Annotated in this window: 21 protein-coding genes; 12 read left to right on the forward strand and 9 right to left on the reverse strand. The window is 54.1% G+C overall.

Going from position 1 to position 21,813, the window contains the following annotated elements:
- From AC2FLJ_RS20525 to AC2FLJ_RS20535, 3 genes are all read left to right on the forward strand, one after another.
- The coding region (locus tag AC2FLJ_RS20525) for a YceI family protein (RefSeq protein ID WP_496707401.1) at positions 1 to 225 on the forward strand (225 nt) is incomplete at its 5' end.
- A gap of 149 nt (positions 226 to 374) precedes the next feature.
- Entirely contained in the window at positions 375 to 830 is a 456-nt protein-coding gene (locus tag AC2FLJ_RS20530) for a luciferase domain-containing protein (protein ID WP_496707403.1), read from the forward strand.
- Positions 831 to 1,294: 464 nt separating this feature from the next.
- Positions 1,295 to 1,654, forward strand: coding sequence for a group I truncated hemoglobin (locus AC2FLJ_RS20535; RefSeq protein WP_282121406.1), 360 nt, complete (start codon positions 1,295 to 1,297; stop codon positions 1,652 to 1,654).
- Between the two features lie 810 nt (positions 1,655 to 2,464).
- Here the strand turns inward: AC2FLJ_RS20535 and AC2FLJ_RS20540 are convergent.
- Positions 2,465 to 2,845, reverse strand: coding sequence for a hypothetical protein (locus AC2FLJ_RS20540; RefSeq protein ID WP_496707405.1), 381 nt, complete (start codon positions 2,843 to 2,845; stop codon positions 2,465 to 2,467).
- 315 nt (positions 2,846 to 3,160) lie between these two features.
- Here AC2FLJ_RS20540 and AC2FLJ_RS20545 point away from each other — a divergent pair, with 315 nt between their 5' ends.
- The gene (locus AC2FLJ_RS20545) at positions 3,161 to 3,418 is read left to right on the forward strand and encodes a hypothetical protein (protein ID WP_496698269.1); all 258 of its coding nucleotides are present in this window, start codon (positions 3,161 to 3,163) and stop codon (positions 3,416 to 3,418) included.
- A 17-nt stretch (positions 3,419 to 3,435) separates the two neighbouring features.
- On the opposite strand, the gene AC2FLJ_RS20550 is transcribed toward AC2FLJ_RS20545, so the two are convergent.
- The 6 genes from AC2FLJ_RS20550 to AC2FLJ_RS20575 form a co-directional block, all read right to left on the reverse strand.
- Positions 3,436 to 3,972: a hypothetical protein gene (locus AC2FLJ_RS20550; RefSeq protein ID WP_496707407.1), complete on the reverse strand. Its 537-nt coding sequence runs from the start codon at positions 3,970 to 3,972 to the stop codon at positions 3,436 to 3,438.
- A gap of 198 nt (positions 3,973 to 4,170) precedes the next feature.
- The gene (locus tag AC2FLJ_RS20555; protein WP_496707409.1) at positions 4,171 to 4,905 is read right to left on the reverse strand and encodes a hypothetical protein; all 735 of its coding nucleotides are present in this window, start codon (positions 4,903 to 4,905) and stop codon (positions 4,171 to 4,173) included.
- Between the two features lie 619 nt (positions 4,906 to 5,524).
- A complete protein-coding gene (locus AC2FLJ_RS20560) occupies positions 5,525 to 6,502 on the reverse strand; it encodes a 2-dehydropantoate 2-reductase (protein WP_496707410.1) in 978 nt (325 codons plus the stop codon).
- A 4-nt stretch (positions 6,503 to 6,506) separates the two neighbouring features.
- Entirely contained in the window at positions 6,507 to 8,042 is a 1,536-nt protein-coding gene (locus tag AC2FLJ_RS20565; RefSeq protein WP_496698597.1) for an acyl--CoA ligase, read from the reverse strand.
- Positions 8,043 to 8,099: 57 nt separating this feature from the next.
- Positions 8,100 to 8,783 (reverse strand): fumarylacetoacetate hydrolase family protein, encoded by a 684-nt coding sequence (locus tag AC2FLJ_RS20570; protein ID WP_496698262.1) that lies wholly within the window; start codon positions 8,781 to 8,783, stop codon positions 8,100 to 8,102.
- Between the two features lie 187 nt (positions 8,784 to 8,970).
- Positions 8,971 to 9,651: a FadR/GntR family transcriptional regulator gene (locus AC2FLJ_RS20575; RefSeq protein WP_108859904.1), complete on the reverse strand. Its 681-nt coding sequence runs from the start codon at positions 9,649 to 9,651 to the stop codon at positions 8,971 to 8,973.
- A 139-nt stretch (positions 9,652 to 9,790) separates the two neighbouring features.
- On the opposite strand from AC2FLJ_RS20575, the gene AC2FLJ_RS20580 reads away from it, so the two are divergent.
- From AC2FLJ_RS20580 to AC2FLJ_RS20600, 5 genes are all read left to right on the forward strand, one after another.
- Positions 9,791 to 10,711 (forward strand): fumarylacetoacetate hydrolase family protein, encoded by a 921-nt coding sequence (locus tag AC2FLJ_RS20580; RefSeq protein WP_496707412.1) that lies wholly within the window; start codon positions 9,791 to 9,793, stop codon positions 10,709 to 10,711.
- 125 nt (positions 10,712 to 10,836) lie between these two features.
- Positions 10,837 to 11,796, forward strand: coding sequence for an ABC transporter substrate-binding protein (locus AC2FLJ_RS20585; protein WP_234416594.1), 960 nt, complete (start codon positions 10,837 to 10,839; stop codon positions 11,794 to 11,796).
- Positions 11,793 to 12,602: an ABC transporter ATP-binding protein gene (locus AC2FLJ_RS20590; RefSeq protein WP_108859902.1), complete on the forward strand. Its 810-nt coding sequence runs from the start codon at positions 11,793 to 11,795 to the stop codon at positions 12,600 to 12,602. The genes AC2FLJ_RS20585 and AC2FLJ_RS20590 overlap by 4 nt, the downstream gene beginning before the upstream one ends.
- On the forward strand, positions 12,599 to 13,471 hold the full coding sequence (locus AC2FLJ_RS20595) for an ABC transporter permease (RefSeq protein WP_109312708.1): 873 nt from the start codon (positions 12,599 to 12,601) through the stop codon (positions 13,469 to 13,471). Before AC2FLJ_RS20590 ends, AC2FLJ_RS20595 begins: the two co-directional genes overlap by 4 nt.
- Positions 13,461 to 14,537 (forward strand): Ldh family oxidoreductase, encoded by a 1,077-nt coding sequence (locus AC2FLJ_RS20600; RefSeq protein WP_496707415.1) that lies wholly within the window; start codon positions 13,461 to 13,463, stop codon positions 14,535 to 14,537. The genes AC2FLJ_RS20595 and AC2FLJ_RS20600 overlap by 11 nt, the downstream gene beginning before the upstream one ends.
- A gap of 42 nt (positions 14,538 to 14,579) precedes the next feature.
- Here AC2FLJ_RS20600 and AC2FLJ_RS20605 read toward each other — a convergent pair whose 3' ends face one another.
- A complete protein-coding gene (locus AC2FLJ_RS20605) occupies positions 14,580 to 15,257 on the reverse strand; it encodes a GntR family transcriptional regulator (protein WP_496698254.1) in 678 nt (225 codons plus the stop codon).
- Between the two features lie 9 nt (positions 15,258 to 15,266).
- The gene (locus tag AC2FLJ_RS20610; protein ID WP_496707417.1) at positions 15,267 to 18,143 is read right to left on the reverse strand and encodes an FAD-binding and (Fe-S)-binding domain-containing protein; all 2,877 of its coding nucleotides are present in this window, start codon (positions 18,141 to 18,143) and stop codon (positions 15,267 to 15,269) included.
- Between the two features lie 134 nt (positions 18,144 to 18,277).
- On the opposite strand from AC2FLJ_RS20610, the gene AC2FLJ_RS20615 reads away from it, so the two are divergent.
- The 3 genes from AC2FLJ_RS20615 (at position 18,278) to AC2FLJ_RS20625 (ending at position 21,562) form a co-directional block, all read left to right on the forward strand.
- A complete protein-coding gene (locus AC2FLJ_RS20615) occupies positions 18,278 to 19,441 on the forward strand; it encodes a pyridoxal-phosphate-dependent aminotransferase family protein (protein ID WP_496707419.1) in 1,164 nt (387 codons plus the stop codon).
- 370 nt (positions 19,442 to 19,811) lie between these two features.
- Positions 19,812 to 20,396, forward strand: coding sequence for an ANTAR domain-containing response regulator (locus AC2FLJ_RS20620; protein WP_282120623.1), 585 nt, complete (start codon positions 19,812 to 19,814; stop codon positions 20,394 to 20,396).
- A complete protein-coding gene (locus tag AC2FLJ_RS20625; protein ID WP_496698247.1) occupies positions 20,393 to 21,562 on the forward strand; it encodes an ABC transporter substrate-binding protein in 1,170 nt (389 codons plus the stop codon). Before AC2FLJ_RS20620 ends, AC2FLJ_RS20625 begins: the two co-directional genes overlap by 4 nt.
- The last annotated feature ends 251 nt before the right edge of the window (positions 21,563 to 21,813 follow it).

Here is a 21,813-nt window from a genome sequence, read left to right on the forward strand (position 1 = left end):
TCTGGCGACTTGACCATGAATGGCGTCACCAAGCCTGTTGTTCTGGAAACAACGCTTAACAAGTCAGCGCCATACCCTTTTGGCGAAAAGGAGGGCACGCCGACCGTGGGGCTGGCAGCGACGGCGACTATCGTGCGGTCTGAATTCGGACTTGGGGCCTTTGCACCAGCGGTCAGCGACGAAATAGAGCTCTTGATCAATATCGAAGCGTTAAAAGCTGAATGATGTGTGCAGGGGCACCGATACGGCGCTGAGCACTCAATCTTTACTTTTGACGGGCTGACAACAAAATGAATGTGTTCCTGAGGCAACTGGCGGTTGCAACGACAGCACTGGCTTTAACGTGCCCTTTGGTATTCGCACAAGAGCGCTCCTTGCCGGAGCGCTCCTCGCCCCGTCCTGAAACAACAAGCGGCGTACCGCATACTCAGATGGGTGTCGAGATTGATGCCGATTTGGCACGGCTATTGCTGGAGCGTGTTGCGCAATTCCCAGGGGTCACACTTGGACCGACACGCATTTCGCTACCTGGCGCGATTGGCTTTCAGCTTGATCCCGACATGTTGTTGTCTCAACCGAGCTCTATCGTCGGTGGGTTTGAATTTGCGCATATGCATCCTGATGGCAGCTTGCACGCTTCGCTGCACCCCGCAATGGCGCGACAGGCAATTGAGGCTGGTTGGGCCGTTGCACACCCTTGGGCCAAGCAACGTTCTGGGTGGAGCGGCTTTGTGATGATATACACACCGACCACACCAGAAGAGTTGGATGTCGTCATCGATCTAGTCGAAAGTTCGTACACCTTCGTCACCGGCAACACCTTGGGTTAAGCCTGTTTTGCCCGAAAGTGTGCGGTGACGCCTGCTTCCTTTAAGAGTGCTGTTTCAGCCGCCTTGCCTTTAGCGGTCAAATTCTCTCTTACATTGTCGCCGTGGTGCAGCGCTCGATACGTTCAAGCCATTCGCATCAATGGTAGCTCCCGTCCCGCGCAGTTGAATTAGCAAAGCTCAGCGTCGAAGATCCGCTTCGGGCTGTACTGCGTCCTACGGACAAAAAATGCGAATGGCCGCAAAGTTTGCGTCTTGCTTGTTCATGCGGCGTTCAGCGAAAGTCGATCCATATCAGACCCACCCTTGGCGCAGATCGCGGCGAAGGTGCCAGGAGAGCCCAAAGCGCTCATCGTTTTTCAAGGTGAGCTGCGATCAATTGCGTGGCCATAATGCAATAGATTTGGCTCCAATTAGAATACCATGCTAGCGTCTGAGAAACGCCGATCAAAAAAAAGGGATAGACAATGCCTGCGACACTTTATGATCGTTTGGGGGGAACGGATGGTATTCGGCGAATAGTTGACACGCTGGTGGACAATCACTCCAAAAACCCAGTTGTCTCTGCTCGATTTGCAGGAAGTGATATGAAGCACCTCAAGCAAATGGCAGGAGACTTCTTTATTACTGGTTCTGGTGGACCTGAGATCTATGCAGGCAAGGATATGGTTGCCGCGCATCGGCACATGAACATCAGCGGAGACGAGTTTGTCGCAGTATTGGACGACGCCGTGAACGCACTACAGGCAAACGACGTTGGTCAGCGGGAGCAAGAGGAAGTTTTGTACATTCTATATAGCCTCAAAGGGCAAGTCGTTGGGATTTGAGTATTGCGTGAACGGAGTGCACACGGAAAAGTGAAAACTCGGTCATTGGATTATTTTAATGTGGAGCAGGTATCGCCCAGGTCTTGCTGAACGTCCACTGATGGTGCCAATTGACAGTGAGTTTGAGAGCTTTTTCTTGGTCTCATTCTTGCTATCTGACTGCGTATGATCGCGTTAGGAAAATAGTGGTGCGCTATTTGGCAAAACTATTTGCAGGAATTTTCTTCCTTGCTGTGGCAGTTTCAGCCACTAGCGGTGCGGCAGCCACAGCGGTGGAGTGTAGCAACGCCGGAGGGTTACCGAAATGACAAACGGAGAAGCGGTATGTTCTTTTCGCAGCAGAACTTGCCCAAGTGAATGAAAAACATATCAGTCGCTCAGACAATGGCACCCCAAAACTTGTGGGGGCTCGCAATGCACGGGCAAAGACGAGTGTAGCACGAAGCAGGGTTGGTCAACAAAACCGCCAATGTGTGTCTATGAGAGCGGTAGAAATTCTGAAGGCAATTGCACCAAGAGAAACAAATGCGAGGCGGACCTAGTTGTTCGGGTAGCCTGCACCTAATGAGTTTGAGGTGCTGTTCCGGCGACTCCAAGAAACCTTGAAAAAATTCATTCGTGCATTTTCGGCAGCCCAGATGTTCGCCTTGGGCAAGAGTTGCAAGAGTCAATAGCTTGGCTTCGGGCAAATACAGACGGCAGCTTTGTCCGCATTGCGGTCTTCGTCGATCTGGATTTCGATTGGCGGGTTTCGCGAGCGCCGCATGAATTGCAGCGTCATAACAAACCGCGTACGTCGCAGTATGGGTGTTATGTGAAGCGATCTCTGGTTGTATTATCGCCCACCTGGGCCCTCATCACTCCAGTGCCCCAATTCATAAATGCCCTGTTTTTCATACGACGTATAAAAGCAAGGTAGTTTATCACCTGATCGACCTTATCCATGTCTCCGGTGGCATAGGCGACTGCAATCATCTTGAACTGAGCTTCAGGATCCTCCGCTACTTTTTCGTCACACCGATCCGCACTATTTTCAGTCCCAAATGAAGCGGTCCGTGCTTTGTACACTTCACCCCTCATCTCATTGAGGTAGGCCTTCTTACTGAGTTCGGGGGTGTTCTCGCCCAACTTAACCACGGCCTCCCAAATTGGAATGAGGCGTTCAAAAAGATCATTTCGACCATCAGTCATGTCTCTGCACCTCGCAGTTTAACAAATGCTTGTAGTTTGCCTTTAGGAAAAACTGGCAACGGCCTACGCACATGAAATACTTGTAACGTTCCGTTGCCTGTAAACTGCCCTGACTAAAGGGCCTCTCCGGTTGCCAGAGCCGATGCACAAATTCTTTTGCAAAGCCGTCCTATTCCCTTCGATTGATTTTGAAGACCCAGTCCGATATCCAGTCCGGCTGCGTGTTCAGTGTCAAAGCAGAGCCCAGCCCAAGACCAGCAAACCAAACGATGGAGGGTGCCATGTAGTTCTGAAACTGCATGAAAGGCCAAAGACATGGCCCACTACAAACGCAAACGTCCCCGCACCGTGCCTGGGAACGGGTACTCGCTCTTGGGTCTGAGCCGTCGTCTCGGAAAAGACCTGGATGATGTCCGGTGGCTCGGCAATTGGTCGCGCGGCCACGACATCATCTTTCACACACGTCCAACAAGACTCAAATCCAAGGCCCTTGCGCTTGGCATCCTGAAAGGCGCTGATCCTAATGACATTGCTTGGCCGGATAGCCGCAAAACCCATCACTACTACTGGTGAGCATGCACGGCGGAGCATCAGCTTGGCTCCGCCACTTGCTTTTCTTGGTTCAAACAGTCGTTGGTATTTTCGGGTTGGTCTGACGTGTAACCCCTCATCGTCAATTCCCGAACAATATCTCGTATCTCTTTCGGATACGCGCGAACAAACCCGGCCTCACAGCGGATAGTCTCGATTTCTCTTCGGTCCAACGCCCGAGCCAGATGGATCGCGGCAAGTTCAAACTGCTCAGCCATTTGACCCAGTGTTACATAACGCGCCTCAAACGCTTGCAGGCTTTGGGCCATGATATAACACCGGTTGTGCTGCGTGTCCGGGTTTCGCACCGTGACCTGACTAAGAAAGCCACCATCCCGCAACCGTCGGATCGATATCACATTCATTTTCAAGCGTGCCGCCGCATCCAAGAGCGGCAGGTCACCAGAAAATGCACGCTCCTGCCTCTCTAAGCCTTCAGCTTGATCGATCAGCATCCCAGCCAAACCTTCGGCTTCTGGATCACGCGACACGCCGGTCAATCGACCTGCCGCCCAATCGGCGACAACGCGTGCCAAAGGAACCCGGCTCTTTCGGCTGAATTCCTTGAGTGGCAACCTACGACGTGTCGATGATGCTAACTGCAGATTCTCAAGACGGGTCATCTAGGTTTGCACAGAAGACGATGTCACGTAGCGCAGAGACGTTCCGAAACGATGAGCTTTCAAAACGTCCTGCCGGATCAGCGCTTTCACCTGGACCGGATGGATATTCAGCTAGGTCGCGGTGGATTTGATATTCTGCAGTCCAGACCAGAAATCGAGCACGGCGGCCAGATCCTCATGGCTGACATCTTTCATATCTGACAGCTCGCTCGCGTTTTGACCGCGAAAGTGGGCGAGAATGCCTCGCACCCGAACCTCGCCGACCCCATGTAGCTCCCGCGCGCGTTCTAGCGTGATGAGTTTGGGTGCTGAGATTTCCGTACCCAGAACTTTCGCACCGGTCTGCAGCGGATAATTCTCCCGCACAAAATCCTGCACCCAAGCCCTGAGGACTACTGTCGCCGGGTCCTCTTCAGTGTCTTTCAGCCAGGTATAGCATTCGCCCATATCTGTCGTGAAATAAGATCGCTTGGAGGAAGACCGACGCCTGGCACGGTCCAACTCAGATATCAGGGCTTCCGGCCCACTCTTCAAAACCTCGAACCCGGCCGACATGGCAGCACGCTCCTGTTCGAAGTCCAAGTCCAAACGACCGACGCCTCGAACCAGGGCGATTGACATTCCCAGTGTCAAACACGCCTGATGAAGATGCGTCAGGTCCAGTGGGTCCAACCAATCATCCGCGACCTCAAACTCGATACGGCGGCTTAAGTAAGTTTCAAACAAAGAACGTCGAAGCGTCTTTGCGTCTTGTGCGGCCTCAAAGATCAGATCCTTGTGGCGGGCCACCTGTTCAATCACGTCGTAGGTGAGATGCGCATGCGCCGCGTTGGGAAGCAGGAGCAACGGTACGCCGCGTTGGGAAGCAGGAGCAACGGTACGCCATGTTTGGCACAGGTCCCAATCGGCAGCACCAACCACTCAAGAAGTTGAAACGCGTTCTCGGAGCCAGAAGCCTCCATGGTCTCCAAAATACATCGTGGACAAATGCGGATGGCCTCCTATTGCTTTTTGCAGTTTGACAGAATGGTACAATCGCAAATGGCGGCGGGCGCTCTTTCCCCTTACTTTCCCTTCGTGGGCCAGCGGCATTTGGACAAGCCAAACGCCCCTGGCCGTCAGGGTGAGGGCGCTGCCCTCCCCCTCGGGCAACCCTTTTAGTCAGGGCCGTGTCCTCGGCTTTGCCTGCGGGCCGCACCGCCCCTGTCGAATAACGTTGTCTCGCCCCCTCCCGCGTTCGTGTGGAACGTCACTGATTCCTGCCTAAATCGGCGTCAATAACCTCAACAAATGGGTAAATCGCGTCACTCAATTCCGACCCAAACGTCAAGCATTTCAAACCCAAAACGAGGAGCGAAATGACATCGAAGGTGCAGGAATACTCCCAAAGACGCTGTGTGACACGTTCGAACCAGCCCCCGTTACCCGCCTCAAGCATGCGCGCGGTACAAGGCCCACAGAGACTTTAATAGAGACCTGCGACCTTTGCCCTCAGTTTGATCAGTGATGCGACGGTATCGATTGTGGGCGTTGAGATACCCGTAAGGTGCCCCAGTTCTTGCACTGAAGTGACCAAGGCATCAATTTCCATCGGTCGGTGCAACTCCAAATCCTGCCACATAGAGGTTTTGTGCGCACCGACAGCCGCTCCACCGTCGAGGCGTTTTTCAACGTCTATCGGGAACTTTACACCAAGTTTTTCACTGACTTCCTGAGCCTCGAGCATCATTCCGCGTGCCACGGAGCGTGTGCCTTCGTCGGCACACAGGACATCAAGTGTTGAGTGGGTAAGAGCGGAAATCGGGTTGAACGACAAGTTACCCCACAGTTTCAACCAAATTTCATCCCGGATTCTTGGTCTGACGGGCGCACGCAGTCCGGCGGCGGATAGAGCAGCCGAAAGCTTGGCAGCACGGTCTGATTTAGTACCATCGGGCTCGCCCAACGAAAAACGATTGCCTTCGATATGCTTGATTGATCCTGGAGCTATGACCTCGGCGGCAGGATAGACAACACATCCGAGGACGCGATCTGGTCCAAAACCGTCCCACTGCACATTTCCCGGATCGACTGAAGCCAACCTCGTTCCCTCGTACGGGCCGCCCAGTTTGTGGAAGTACCACCAGGGCACGCCGTTCACTCCACTTACCACGGTTGTCTCGTCTGCAATCAACGGCTGCATTGAGTCTACGACCGCTGGGACGGAATGCGCTTTCAGTGTGATGAAGACATAATCTTGTGGGCCGAGATCGGCAGCATTGTCTGAAGCGCGTATTGGAACGCTGACCGGATCCTGCCCTTCCTCAAGAAGGGTCAGTCCTTTTTCCTGCATTGCCGCCAAGTGGGGCCCACGCGCGACGACACTGACTTCGGTATCGGTTTGTGCAAGTTTCGCGGCAACGTAACCTCCGATAGCTCCGGCACCAAAGATACAAACTTTCATGTGTCTAAGCCTTTGCCAGTCCCAATTTAGCAGCTAGTCCGATCCTTTGTATCTTGCCAGTCGCGCCTTTTGGAATTTCTTCAAGAATAACCACTGAATTCGGCACCTTGAATTTTGCGAGCCGCGCGCCAACAAAAGCCCTGACCTCCTGACCTTGGATCGTCGCGCCTTCTGAAAGCACCACAGCGGCCGCTATGTCTTCACCCAGTTTTTCGTGGGGAACAGCAAAACAAACTGCCTGAGCAACGTCTGGGTGGCTTAAGAGTACAGCGTCAACCTCAAGTGGGCTGATTTTCTCTCCACCGCGATTGATAAGCTCTTTAAGTCGACCGGTCAGTCGCAGATAATTCTCTTCGTCGAATGAACCCTGGTCACCAGTGCGAAACCAAGTTTTTCCGTCCACTTCAAAGAAATTGGCGGCATTTGCCTGCGGGTTGCTTTCGTATCCCGGCGTCACGTTCGGACCGCTGATAACGATTTCTCCGACGTCCCGCGAAGAGATCAGATTATTTTCGTTTTCGTCTGCAATTCTGACTTCGGGGCCTGCTGCTATTCCAACAGATCCGGGTTTTTGCGTTTGGGGAGTAAGAGGGTTGCAACACATTTGATGTGTCGCCTCAGTCATGCCGTAGGCTTCGATGACGGGCGCATTAAAAGTTGCCACCAACTCTTCCATTACCGGGCCCGGCAACGAAGCAGAAGAAGACCGAAGAAAGCGCAACCGCGACTGCTCTATGATCGATTGGTTTCGTGCAGCTCGGGCGAGGATAGCTTGGTGCATTGTCGGAACCGCGGTGTACCAGGTCGGGTCGACTTCAGCGACTTGAGAGAAAAAGCTAAGAGCGTTGAATCCGGGGGCGCAGCTAATTTGAGATCCAGCACCTAAAGACGCGGCAACAGCCGCAATCAACCCGTGGATATGAAACAGCGGCATAATACTCAGACAGCGATCGTCGATTGTCAGTTTCAAAGATGAAGCCACATTTCGCGCGGATGCGTAGATATTAGCCTGCGTCAGAGGAACGATTTTGGGACGCGACGTAGTTCCTGACGTGTGCAGTATCAGGGCGACATCGTCTTTACCCGGAGCGGATGTGTCAGCCGGGCCAATTGAGTCACAGGGCAAAATAGAAAACTGACCGGCCGAAAGTAAGCGATCTTGAGATGCCCTCAAGATAACAATGCCAAGGTCCCTAGCAGCTTTTACGGCAGGTCCATCTTCGTCTTCGTTTACGAGAAGGGCCTTGGCATTCAGATCCTTGAGGTAGAAAACGTATTCTTCGTAAGTGTACGCCGGGTTCAAAGGTGCCGTCGTCGCCACTTGGGCGACGGATATGAAGGCCGTCGCCATTTCGGGGCCATTGGGCAACACAATTGCCACTCGGTCGCCGCGACCTACTCCGATCTGATGGAGATCTTTTTTGACCTTTGCGCAAAGCTCTCGCAGCCCGAGGTAGTTCAACCAAGATCGACCTGGGGCACCTATAGCATTTGCTGTGCCAGAATGGGGTGCGATCAATTCGGCGACTAAGTGGGGCATCTGGGATCCGTTTACAAAAGCATTGGCCAATTTCGCGGAGAGGGTTCGGTCTGGGTGCTAAGTTACCTTGACAGTTAGGCTACCCAATTTGTCGACCGACAGCACCAATACATCGCCGCGGTTTACTGGACCAACTCCAGAGGGCGTGCCAGACAGGATAATATCGCCGGCAGCAAGTTCGAAGTAATCGCTCAGGTAAGAGATCATTTCAGGGACTTTCCAGATCATCTGGTTCAAATCACCTTCCTGCCGAATTTCTCCGTTCACCGATAGGCGAATTGCGCCTTCGTCGAGCGGTCCAACATCTTCTGCTTTGTGCACCGGTCCACATGGAGCTGAGCGCTCAAATGCCTTCCCGATTTCCCAAGGACGACCCATTTTCTTCATTTCGCCCTGTAAATCTCGTCGGGTCATATCCAGTGAAAGCCCGTAGCCGTAGACGTGATCCAGAGCATCTTCGACAGAAATTTTCGTGCCGCCGGATTTAAGCGCCACATACATTTCAGCTTCATGATGTACGTCCGAGCTGTGAGCCGGATATGGAAATTCTCCGGATGGATCGAGGTTGTCAGGGTTCTTTTGGAAAAAAAATGGCGGTTCACGATTTGGATCGTGGCCCATTTCTATGGCGTGCGCCGCGTAGTTTCGACCAATGCAATAAACCCGACGTACCGGGAATATGCCACCGCCTTCTACCGGTATTTCGTGAACCTTCACCGCGGGAATTACAAGATCGTGCATCGCTATCCTCCTGAACACATCGTTGCCAAAGATCGGTTTGCCAATCTGTGGCCTTGTTCCGATCGATGCTGTGCCACACCCGAAAAGACGTAGCTCTTGTCTCAGTCATCGCCAATGTGACCGTCGATTTGCAAGAGGTTCAGCCGCTGCTTAGCCCAACCATTTCCCAAATTGGTTGGGCGCTAGTTTAGTGGTCGGCCTCAAGACTAGCTGGCAACACGCGGGAGTAAACGGACCTCAGATGCGCCAACATGGCCTGCGCCGCCTGTTCTCCGTCTCCACTCGATATCGCCGACAGGATTAAGTCATGCTCTCGAAAGCTGGAATAATCATCGGGGGGTTTATAGGTTTTACGAGGTTGTCCCCACACAATGGACCTTCGAACGGAATTCAGAGTCTCGAAGAAGTACAGGAAAAGCTGGTTACGAGTTGCCCGGGCTATCGCGTGATGCAAATTATTGTCCCATGCTTCATATGTGCGCCAGTCTTCTGCGGCTCGGCACCTCTCAACGCAGAGCCTCATTTGCTCGCGGTCCGAACGCGTAGAATGAAGCGCGGCAAGGCGGCTAAGCTGCGGCTCGATGGTAAACCGAACACCCACAACCTGTTCAGGCTTAATCTGTGCACCCAAATAGGTCACGTCCGTCAGATTTAGAACCGGTCGGGCACCAACGAACGTGCCTCGACCCACATGCCGCCAGATAAGGCCCTGCGCCTCTAGTTCGGCCAATACGCGCCTCAGCTGATTTCTGGTTGTGCCGAGCCATTGGCACAGTTCCCTTTCAGGTGGAAGTCTATCGTTGTGCCGGTATCCCGCATTGTCGATCAGGTCCCGGACACGTTGCGAAAGTTCTGAAGGCTCACTCACATTGCCACCCAATTTGCTGATTGGTTGATTGATTGAAACGCCAAGTCGGCAAAAACTCAAGGGCAAGTGACAACCAAATCTGAGTCGCCGGCCAAGATCGGTGACCTAAGTGGGCGCCAGAATGTAGGAGGAGAGCCGAGTGCGTTTAGCGACTGTTTCAGTAGATAGCCACGCCGTTTGCGTCGCATTGCTTGCTAACGGAAGCAGGGTGGATATTTCGCGTGCGATTAAGATGCTCATGCCGGATACGTCTATTGATGTAAGCACAATGCAGCGGATTATCGAAGGCGGTCAGACCGCGCTGGAGGCGTTGAGTGCAGTTGTTGCCGCGGGTGAGGCAGGCGAACTCAAGGACTTGCTCGTCCCCGAAGACGCGCCTCTTCTGTCGCCCATTCCCACGCCACGTAAGAACGTTTTCTGCGTGGGCCGAAACTACGCTGAACACATCGCAGAAGGCGAACGGGCACAAAAAGAGAAAATCGGCATCACCGAACATCCGGTTTTCTTTACCAAGCCGCCGACCTCGGTCGTTGCGCCAGACGCCGACATCCTACTTTTCCCTTCGGTGTCGCAGTCCATCGACTACGAAGTCGAGTTGGCAGTCGTGATAGGGAAGCGCGGGCGTAACATCACCAAGGCAGATGCGTTTAATCATGTCTTTGGGTATTCTATTCTGAATGACATAACCGCCCGTGACATACAGCGCCGCCATGGCGGCCAGTACTTCAAAGGCAAAGGGCTTGATGGATCTTGCCCAATTGGTCCCTATATCGTGACCGCCGATGCCATCAGCGATCCGCAGGCTCTGTCGATCGGACTGACAGTTAACGGTGAGCAGCGCCAAAACGGGATGACGTCGGACATGATATTCGACATTCCAACGTTGATCGCATCCTTGTCAGAAGGCCTGACACTAGAACCGGGAGACATCATTGCGACAGGTACGCCATCAGGCGTCGGATACGCAATGGAACCGCCGCAGTTTTTGAAAAACGGGGACGTCGTAGTTTGCGAGGTTTCCGAAATCGGCACGCTAAGGAACACAGTGCGCGCCGTATAATGGCTCCTACGCAGCAATCGCTGTGAGGCGTCAACATTCAAGGGAGGAAGACTACAATGATGAACAGAAGGACTTTCACAGCGTCCCTGCTTACTGCTGTTCCAGTAGCAGGAGCACTAGGAACAATGGGTTTTGCGCAAGACTTGCGTGAAATCACCTTCGTGCAACCAAGCCCTTCGGCAATCAACTCATTTCCTGTGTTTGTCGCCATTGGAGAAGGGTACTTCGCAGATGAAGGATTGAACGTGACCGTCGAGGCTATCAACGGCTCAGGCGCCGTGCTTCAGGCGTTGTCTGCTGGGCAAGCGCATTTCGGTCGCCCTGGACCCGGGCCTCTGATTGCAGCGCGGTCGCGCGATGTGGATGCCGTCCATATCTACAACGTTGCTGCACGCAGCAACTTCGGCATCGCGGTGCCGGAAGACTCTGAAGTCCAAAGCGTTGAGGAACTGCGCGGAAAGGTCATCGGAACCGGCACCGCAGACGGTGCCGAAGTGGGTTTTGCACGAAACGTCTTGACCGGTGCAGGTATGAAAGAAGGTGAGGATTTCACATTTCTTACTGTTGGCGACGGCGGTCCTGCGACTGCAGCTTTCCTGAATGGTGAAATCGACGCTTATTCTGCTTCGACGGCAGATACAGCAATCCTGAACCAGCGCGGAATGAAGGTGCGTGACATTACGCCTGCGGAATTCGGGCGTTTCTTCGGAAACGGTATCGCCACAATGGCTGACACAATCGCCAACGATCGCGAATTGGTCGAGGCCTGGAGCCGCGCGTTCGCACGTGGCCATGCCTTTGCTCTCGATGACGCTAACCGTGAAGCTGTACTGAAGCATCTGGCGGACGGCAACCCGCAGGAAGGCGAAGACAAAGAATTCCAGGCCGCGCTGTTCGATGCCGTACGCTCGAAGACCATAGCAGCGGATCCAAGCAATGGTCTGGGATGGTACCCCGCCGAGGTTTGGCAAGAATGGCAAGACGCACTTGTCGCAGGGGGCGAAATTCCGGGACCGCTTGATGACTTGAGCGCCGCCTGGACCAATGAGTTTGCCGCCATTGGCAACGAGGCCGCCAGCAAATGAACGCTGCAGCCGCACAAGAGTTTTCCGGCGCGCCCTTGGGCACGCCGGTCTACGAATTGACCCATTTAAGCAAAACCTATGCACGCAACCTCGTTGTTGCGCTTGAGGATATTAATCTGACGTTACGGAAAGGAAGCTTCACTTCTGTCATTGGGTCCAGCGGGTGCGGGAAATCCACTCTGCTCAAGATCATGGCGGGTCTGATCCCTCCCACCAAAGGGCGTGTGATCCTACAAGGTCTGCCAGTGACCGGTCCCCGGCGAGACATTGGTATGATGTTCCAGCAGGCGACACTATTTCCCTGGAAAACCGCCGTGGAAAACATCGTGTTGCCAATCGAGATCCGCGATGGCAAGGCAGCTGCCAAGCAAGCAATGGGCAAGGCTCACGAACTTTTGGACATTGTGGGTTTGAAGGGGTTCGAAAACGTATATCCGAACGAATTGTCGGGCGGCATGGCACAGCGCGCCTCAATCTGCCGTATGTTGATCACTGAACCAGCTGTGCTTTTGTTAGACGAACCATTCAGCGCGCTGGACGAGCTGTCACGTGACATGATGAATATGGAACTGCAGCGGATTTGCCATGAACAGGATGCGACTGCTTTTCTTGTTACGCACTCTATTCAGGAAGCCGTGATTTTGTCCGACGAAATCGTCGTGTTGAAACCACGCCCAGGCAGGATTGCCGAGATCGTGAAGGTCGACCTGCCACGCCCACGCACGTTGGATATGATGACCACGCCCAAGTTTGGCGCTATTGTGGACTACATTCGCGGCCTCCTGGATAAGGGAGAAGAAATGTGAGCGACGTTCATAACCACTCACCTTCCCTAAAGGATTCTGACACCGCAGAAGACACGGTATGGGAACAGAAAATTCACTTTATCGACTCGGTTCCACGCTGGCTGGCGATGACCTTTGTCTTCGTGGTTTTCGTGGGCACATGGCAAAGTGTAACGAGCCTTGGGCTGGTTTCCCCAATCATTTTGCCGACACCGATGGAAACCCTAAAAGATATGATCTTCGTGGGACAAAATCTATTGACTGGCGGCTACATGCTTGGGGCGCTGTGGATCACAATCAAAGAAGTTATCTATGGTTTTGCGCTGGCAATCGCGATCGGTTTTTCGCTGGGCGTATTGGTGGGGGAAACGGCATTTGGTGAAAAGGCAGTGATGCCTTACCTGGTGGCCATAGATACCATGCCAAAGGTGGCATTTGCCCCACTCTTTGTAGCGTGGTTAGGCTTTGGCATTGAATCAAAGGTCGCGCTAGCTGCCTTTATCGCGACATTTCCAATCGTGGTTGGTACTGCGGCTGGGCTTCACGCCGCCGATGAAAACGCGCGTATGCTTTTCAAGACAATGGGCGCAAGTCGGATGCAGACATTGTTCAAGATGAAACTGCCGACTGGCCTGCCGCAGATTTTTACCGGTCTCAAGATCGGAGCAGTCGGCGTAATGGCTGGTGCGATCACAGGAGAATTCCTTGGCGGTGGCAAGGGATTTGGCGAACTTATCCGAGTTGCGGCCTCGCAGCTCAACACGCCGCGCGTCTTCTCGTTGATCCTGTATCTCAGCCTTGTTGGTCTGGTGGTTTTTGCATCGGTGGTTTGGACACAGCGTAAATTGGTGTTCTGGCACAAAGAACAGGTGGGAAGAGATGACTTCTGAGCCTGTGAATATAGACTGCCACACCCTGCGTGAATTTGTGGCGGTCGCGCTCGAAACTCGAGGTGTGTCAAAAACAGATGCGGACAAGGTGGCCTCGTTGATGGTCGAGGCCGACATTTATGGCTACGGCACGCATGGTGTCTTTCGCCTGCGCCAGTACCTTGCCCGGCTGGCGGGAGGTGGCTCCAATCCTACGCCAAAAGTAACTGTAGAACATGAGACTGTCGCAACCGCTTTGATCGACGGAGACGATGGCCTCGGCCATCTGGCTATGTTGGCGGCGCGGGATCTTGCAATTGAAAAGGCAAAAGCGACCGGTATCGGGTGGGTTGGTGTTCGGCGCGGCAATCACGCGGGACCACTCGCACTTTATGTACGTCCGCAAGCCGAGGCAGGGCTGCTTGGTATGGCCGCGGCAGTGGGCAGCGCGAACCACGTCCCGCCTTATGGCGGTAGCGATTTGCTTCTTGGCACCAATCCCATTGCTTTTTCCGCCCCTGCCGATGGTCCCGACCCGTTTGTGTTTGATATGGCGACGACCGTAGCCGCGATGGGCAAGATCAAAACCCTGTTGCAGCAAGGCAAGCCTATGCCCGAAGGCTGGATGGTTGGGCGTGATGGAAATCCATTGACGGACCCCGCCCTCAAGTCAGAAGGATTTCTGTTGCCGATTGGGGGTCCGAAAGGGTTCGGTCTTTCCGTAGCTATCGGGTTGATGGCCGGGGTCTTAAACCGCGCGGCCTTCGGTTCCGATGTGGTCAATTTCACCTCGGACACAACTTCATCCACAAACACCGGCCAGTTCGTTATGGCGCTCAATCCGGCAGCCTTTGGGATGGGCAATGACTTTGCTTCTAACGCAGCCCGCGTCTTCTCTGAAATGCGCGCATCCGCCCCCCTGCCCGGTCATGACCCGGTGCGCTTGCCCGGAGACGGCAAAACGGCTGCCGCAGAGGCCCGCCGCAAAGACGGTGTGAGGCTGAATCCCGCTCTTTGTCGAGACCTCAACAAACTTGCTGAGGACTGTGGGTTATCCCCTCTGTTTCCTAGTCTCAGCGCCGACTAGCAGCGCATCCGTGGGAAGCTGGTAGGCGCTTTTTACTAGGGTTTAGCGAGGTGTCTCGTCCTCTGCCTCCAGCGCTTTCACAAGAGCAGAAAGTTTGTTCATCATGTGAAGCTTCATGGATTTCCCAAGCCCATCTGCATTACGGGCCCTGAGTAACTCCATCATGGCTTTGTGTTCGTAAATGGCCTGCGCCCAGCGCTCGTCCGACAAGTTGGCCATAAAACGTGCGCGGCGGACCCGTGCGGCCAACAGCTTGTGGTGGCTCGCAAGGATATCGTTTCGCGCGCCACGTATCAGTGCCTGATGAATGTCCTGATTGGCCTTAAAATATGCCTGTCGGTCATGTGACTTATAGGCTTTCAGCATATCGGCGTGGCGACGTTCGATTAGTTCAATTTCAGCGGAATCCAGGTGCTGACATGCCAACTCTCCCGCCAGTTGCTCAAGCGTCGCAAGCACTGGAAATGTATTCTCCAATTCCTCTCGCGTGACACTTGCGACGCGGGCCCCCCGGTTGGCTTGAAGTACCACAAAGCCTTCTGATGCAAGCACCTTTAAAGCTTCTCGCAAAGGTGTCCGCGAGACCCCCAACGAGTCACAAAGCTGCTTCTCGGGCACTTTTTCACCCGGCTTTAGCACATCTTCGACAACCAGGTTACGCAGCCTTTCGACCAGTTCTTCATGAAGGGTCGGGCGATTAATGCTGTCCGTCAGGTTCATTTCCATTTCCTAAACATCAAGAACCAGATCCAACAGGCGCGCGACGTGCATGGGCTTCCGCTGCGTACCTTCGGCGATTTGATGGCGGCAAGATGTCCCATCGGCCACGATAACTGCATCTATAGGTGCTGCTTCCAACGCCGGGAACAAGTCAAGTTGTGCCATCTTTATCGAAACATCGATAGTGTCGGGCGCATACCCAAAAGCCCCGGCCATTCCGCAACAACCGCTTTCTATCATGTGAACCTGTGCCTCCGGAATACGCTTCAAAAGGTTGAGCATCGGTGTGACGGCATCGTGTGCTTTCTGGTGGCAATGCCCATGCACATAGATCGGGCGATCCAACGGCTTCAGGGCCAAGTCCGGCTGATCGGCCAGAAATTCCTCAAAGGTACGCGTTGCATTCGACAACATCTCCGTTTCCGGCCCCGGGCAAAGCGCCAAAAACTCATCCCGGAACGTGAGGATAGAGGAAGGTTCGAGCCCGACTACTGGAACACCTTTTGCAACCGCCTCTCGCGTCGCGTCAATCACGCGTTGTGCCTCGTGACGCGCTTCGTCGACGCAGCCCATAGCTAAAAGAGTACGTCCGCAATCCAATGCCCTGTCGGATTGATCGTCTCGCGCCACGGCCACCCGAAGTCCGTTTGCCCGCAAAACCCGGACAGCGGCGCGTAAATTTTCCGGTTCGAAATACCGGTTGAACACGTCGGCAAACAGCAACACCTGCGGATCATTGTCCTGAGCCTCGGCATCACGGAACGGAGCAGAAGACCACACTGGCAGATCACGTCGCGCTGAAATACCAGTCGGTCCCTCCAATAGCTTACGCGAGGGTGCAATTTTGTTTCGTAGATTCACAAGCCACGCGACTTTCGCGGCTTTTGGCGCATATCGGGGCAGGTAAGCTATCAATTTGTCTGCCAACGTCAGCCCATCTTTTTTACGTTTTGCTGACATTACTTCGATTTTCATTCGCGCCATGTCGACGCCGGTCGGACATTCCCGAGCGCAAGCTTTGCAGGACACGCAGTACTTCATTGTGTCCAACATGGCATCGGACGACAAACCGCCCGGCATCTGCCCGCTGATCGCAAACCGCAGCGTATTTGCCCGTCCACGCGTAACATCACGCTCGTTTCGGGTCGCTCGGAAAGATGGGCACATAACCCCACCCTTGAGCTTGCGGCATGCACCATTGTTGTTGCACATCTCGACGGCGCCCTGAAACCCTCCTCCGGCACCCGGCCAAGCAGACCAGTCCAGCGTCGTTTCGAATTCAGGAACCGAATAGTCCTGGCCGTAGCGGAACAGTCGGCGGTCATCCATGGCGGGCGCGTTCACGATCTTGCCGGGATTCATCACTCCGTCGGGATCAAACCGGTTCTTAACCTGCTCAAACGCAGAAACGATACGCTGACCGAACATCTTTTCATGAAATTCTGATCTTACGATCCCGTCACCATGTTCCCCTGAATGAGATCCTTTGTATTTTTTGACCAGATCAAATGTTTCTTCAGCGATCGCCCTCATTGTCCGGACGTCTTTGTCCTGCCGCATGTTCAGCACAGGTCGCACGTGTAAACACCCCACCGAGGCATGCGCGTACCATGTTCCCTTTGTGCCATGTTTTGCAAAGATTTCGGTCAGGCCAGCGGTGTATTCGGCGAGGTCGGGTAGCGGGACAGCGCAATCTTCGACAAAAGAGATTGGTTTTCCCGCCTCTTTCATCGACATCATGACATTCAACCCGGATTTTCGGTACTCGGCGATAGAATTCTGCAAAGAGTTGTCCGTAACAGAGACAACGCCGCCCCACCGGTTTTCCGCACCGCTGAAAGCAAACCCGAGATCTCCCATCAGTTGCGAAAGCTCGACTAGTTTTGCAGCATTGGCCTCGGCGCTGCCCTCGGCGAATTCCACCAGCAGCAGGGCTTCGGGATTGCCTTCAACAAATGCATTTATCGTTTCGCGAAACATTGGGATTTCACGCCCTAATGCAATCATGGTGTCGTCGACCAACTCTACCGCCAGGGGGTTGAGTGTCACGATGTGCTGAGTGGCCTCCATTGCAGCACGGAATGTCGGGAAATGGCACACACCAGTAACTTTCGCACCCGGCAACTGTGCCAAGCTTAATTCCAGTTCTGTGAAATAGGCCAATGTGCCTTCTGACCCCACCAATAAATGGGACATGTTGATGTCGTTACCGATGAGGGCGTCGATATTGTACCCGCCCACACGGCGTTGGACTTTGGGAAAACGAGCGTCAATTTCAGCAGCCTCGCGACGCCCAAGAGCGCGCATATCACCAACAAGATCCGCATAATCGCCTGATGCGGCCGTATCAGCGCTGAACCGCGCTTCCGGGCCGTCAACCATGATTGCGTTTATCGCACGGACGTTGTCTCGCATGATCCCGTATCGCAGAGATTTTCCACCTGAAGAATTGTTTGCCGCCATCCCCCCAAGAGTGCAACGAGACGCTGTTGAGGGATCCACGGGAAACCAAAGGCCATGCTGCTTCAACGCTTGGTTCAATTGATCCAGAACAACACCGGGCTGAACGCGCGCAATACGTTTCTCAACGTCTACGTCAAGAATACGATTCAAGTGTTTTGTGCTGTCCAGCACAACACCCTGATTGACTGTTTGCCCGCATTGCGACGTGCCGCCGCCGCGAGGCAGAACCGAACATCCTTCGTCCCGCGCAATGGACATTACAGCTTGGACATCTTCTGTGGACCGGGGGATCACCACAGCGTCCGGTATCATCTGATAGATTGAGGCATCGGTCGAGTATCGAGCAAGCGATGCCGGATCTGACATCACTTCCCCCCGTACATCAGACAACAGTCGGCGGTACAACGATCCATTCTCTACCATCAGGTTCGCCTTCCCTTCCCTGTAAGCCTAATTAGACCTTTCACTTCATCGTTGACTGAATAATGAATTCATAATTAACTTTTGCAATAGGTAATAGCGCCACTTTTTTGGCACCAGCGTAAGGATCAGTTCAAATGCGTCAGGCGGGTAGACACTTTTTGCAGATTCCAGGGCCAAGTGCTGTGCCAGATCGAATCCTGAGAGCCATAAGCACGCAGACCATTGATCATCGAGGACCCAATTTTGCAGAAGTCGGGAATAAGGCCCTCAATGGTATGAAGACGATTTTCAGGACAAAACAGAACGTCTTTATCTATCCTTCATCCGGCACCGGTGCGTGGGAAGCCGCACTTGTGAACACGGTTTCGCCTGGCGAAAAAGTTCTGATGTTCGAAACAGGGCATTTCGCCTTCATGTGGTGCAACTTGGCTGGTAAACTAGGGTTGCAACCAGAGCTGATTGAAGGAGATTGGCGCGGCGGCGCGGACCCCAATCAGATTGAAGACCGTCTACGTGCGGACAAGCAGCACGACATCAAGGCGGTTTGCGTCGTTCACAACGAAACGTCCACCGGGTCAGTTTCATCAATTGAGGAAGTGCGCAGGGCCATAGACGCTGCAAAACACCCCGCACTTCTAATCGTGGACTCCATCTCCGGCCTTGCGTCGGTTGACTTTCGGTTCGATGACTGGGGGGTAGATGTGTGTGTCTCCGGCTCGCAAAAAGGACTGATGTTACCGCCTGGTCTGAGCTTCAACGCCGTGAGCGATCGGGCGCTAAAACACTCAAAATCCGTGACCACGCCGCGAAGTTACTGGGATTGGCAAGATATGGTCGGACCAAATCAGAAGGGGTTCTTTCCCTACACCCCCGGCACCAATCTTCTCTATGGATTAAATGAGGCCATAGACATGTTGCACGAGGAAGGGTTGGACAACGTTTTTGCCCGTCACTCCCGACACGGAGCCGCGACACGGGCTGCCGTGCGCGCCTGGGGTCTTGAGGTTTTGTGCACACATCAAGGTCAGGAATCGGGCGTCTTGACTGCGGTTAAGGTCCCAGAAGGTCACTCCGCCGATGCGTTTCGTGCTACGGCGCTTGAGCACTATGACATCTCACTAGGAAATGGTCTGTCCAAGGTAGCCGACAAGGTGTTCCGCATTGGTCATTTGGGCGATTTCAACGACCTAATGTTGATGGCCACCCTTTCTGGCGTAGAAATGGGGCTAGCCAAGAGCGGTATGCCTCATCACGGAGGCGGCACTCAGGCTGCCTCGGAACATCTCAAGGCTGCGTAGCGCCGGATAGACGGATACACTTTCATCAGCGCTCGCACGAATTCCAGCAGTTGGGCGGAAAGCGATCATTCGCTGCGATTGCGGAGTCACGTGGTTCTTGCTGTCAAAGTGGACCTTCGATTTCGCATCGTCGATGGAAGTACATTTGGCCTCCCAAACCAAAGATTAGACCAAATGAAAATTCAAAGAGTCGATCCAATGCGCCACGCCAGGGCTCAAAGCAGATTTCTTTGATAACATGCAGAAAAACTGTGCAGACATTCCGCTGCATGTAAAAATATGCTGATAAAATAGGCAAACTGGCAGCCTGATGAAACGCTTAGTGGCCTTGGAATTGCGATCGATGAAGCTTGGGCTCACTTGGGTGCCTATGAAACAACACCTTACTGTCGTTGTCGTCGAGCAGAACCAAGAACGTGCCTTTGCAATTGTGGATGCCTTAAAAGAGTCTGGAGACGTAGACGTTTCTGTAATCGGCAATGTTTCCGGGCTGGCACGTAGAATTGCAATGCATAGCCCAGACATCGTTCTGATCGACATAGACAATCCATCGCGGGATATGCTGGAAGAGTTGACCGTCGCCTCCGGTCCGATGGAGCGTCCGGTGGCCATGTTCGTCTCGGGCGCTGCGGGTGGATTGGCGAAAGCAGCCGTTGAGGCAGGGGTATCAGCCTATGTAGTCGATGGCCTGCAAGCCGAGCGCATCAAACCTGTGATCGATACCGCCATCGCCCGGTTTCAGGTATTACGCCAGATGAGGACCGAACTGGCCGAGACCCGCCGTGCGTTGGAAGAACGCAAAGTGATTGATCGCGCCAAAGGGTTGTTGATGAAAGCCAAGGGTGTGTCTGAAGACGAGGCCTACGCCCTGCTGCGCAAAACAGCGATGAACCAGAACCGCCGGGTTGCAGAAGTGGCCGAAGCCCTGGTCACGGCCTCGGGTTTGTTGTCATGAGAACCGTGACCTTGCCTGTCGCCTATATGCCTTTGGTCGACGCGGCCCCGTTGATTGTCGCGCGCGAGATGGGATTTGACCATGCCGAAGGCGTGTCTCTGGATCTGCGACCGGCCCCGTCATGGTCATCTCTGCGCGATATGCTGGCTTTTGGGCATGTGGACGCAGCGCATCTGCTGTCACCTGTACCCGTTGCGATGGCCTTGGGTTTGGGCGGTATCTCGACGCCGCTGTCCGCAGTGTCTGTCCTATCCCTGAATGGCAACGTCATAGGCGTTGGAACCCAATTGGCAGGGCGTCTGACCGATCAGGGCTATGACTTCGATTTCACTGATGCCGTTGCGGCTGGGGCTGCACTGGCAAAGGCTGCCGGTGAGGTTTTGGTGTTCGGAGTGCCTTTTCCGTTTTCGATGCATGTTGAACTGCTGCGCTATTGGGTTGCGGGAACCGAACTGGCTTCGAAGCAGGTCGAAATCCGCACTGTCCCGCCCCCTCTCATGGCGCAGGCGCTTGCAGGTGGCGAGATCGATGCCTTCTGCGTGGGCGAGCCTTGGGGCTCATTCGCCGTGGATGACAATGTTGGTGCCTTGCTGCTGCCCGGTAAGGCAATCTGGACCTGCGCACCTGAAAAGGTGTTGGCGGTTAGAAACAACTGGGCCGAAACTGAGCCGCATTTGCTGGGTAGCCTTATGCGGGCCGTTTGGCGCGCGGGACGTTGGCTTTCAAACACGGACAGCCGAACAACCGCGTCCGAGATGCTATCGCGCAAAACCTACCTCAATGTCTCACCCGAACTAATCGACCGTGCATTGATGGGCGAATTCACAATCTCGGCGCGCGGCGAGCAACGCCATGTGGATGGGTTTGTCGAGTTCTTTGATGGCGCTGCCACCTTCCCATGGCGCAGTCAGGCCAAGTGGATCGCGCATCACCTAGCGCAACGGAACGGGATCGATGTCAGCACAGCCGAACGTCAGGCCGCCCGTGTCTTTCGCAGCGATCTCTATCGGCGCGAGTTGTTCGGGCTGGGTGTCGAAACCCCCGGAGCGTCAGAAAAGCTGGAAGGGGCGCTTCCTGAGTCGACCACCGTAGCCTCGACAAACGGAAGCTTGATTCTGGCGCCGAACGTCTTCTTCGATCGTCGCATTTTCGAGCCAACGGGGTGAGAGTGCCCAAAATTTTTGCAGCGCAGCATCAAATCACGCTGCAGCGCAGAAAAATCACACTTTGACACTCAAAACCGGATGACGGCCCAGATCAAGGATGTCTTAATCGGGACATCGGAAGGCAACGACGCCCACCGACGGAATTCGCCCACTATCCAGGGCACCTTACAAGAGCAAAGCCGCTCGACCATCCGCCACCTCCTCCCGGCGGACTGTGTCGGCGGCTTTTTTGTTTGCCCAAGAGGTTGGGC

The sequence above is a fragment of the Ruegeria sp. CDSA034 genome, from assembly GCF_059612275.1.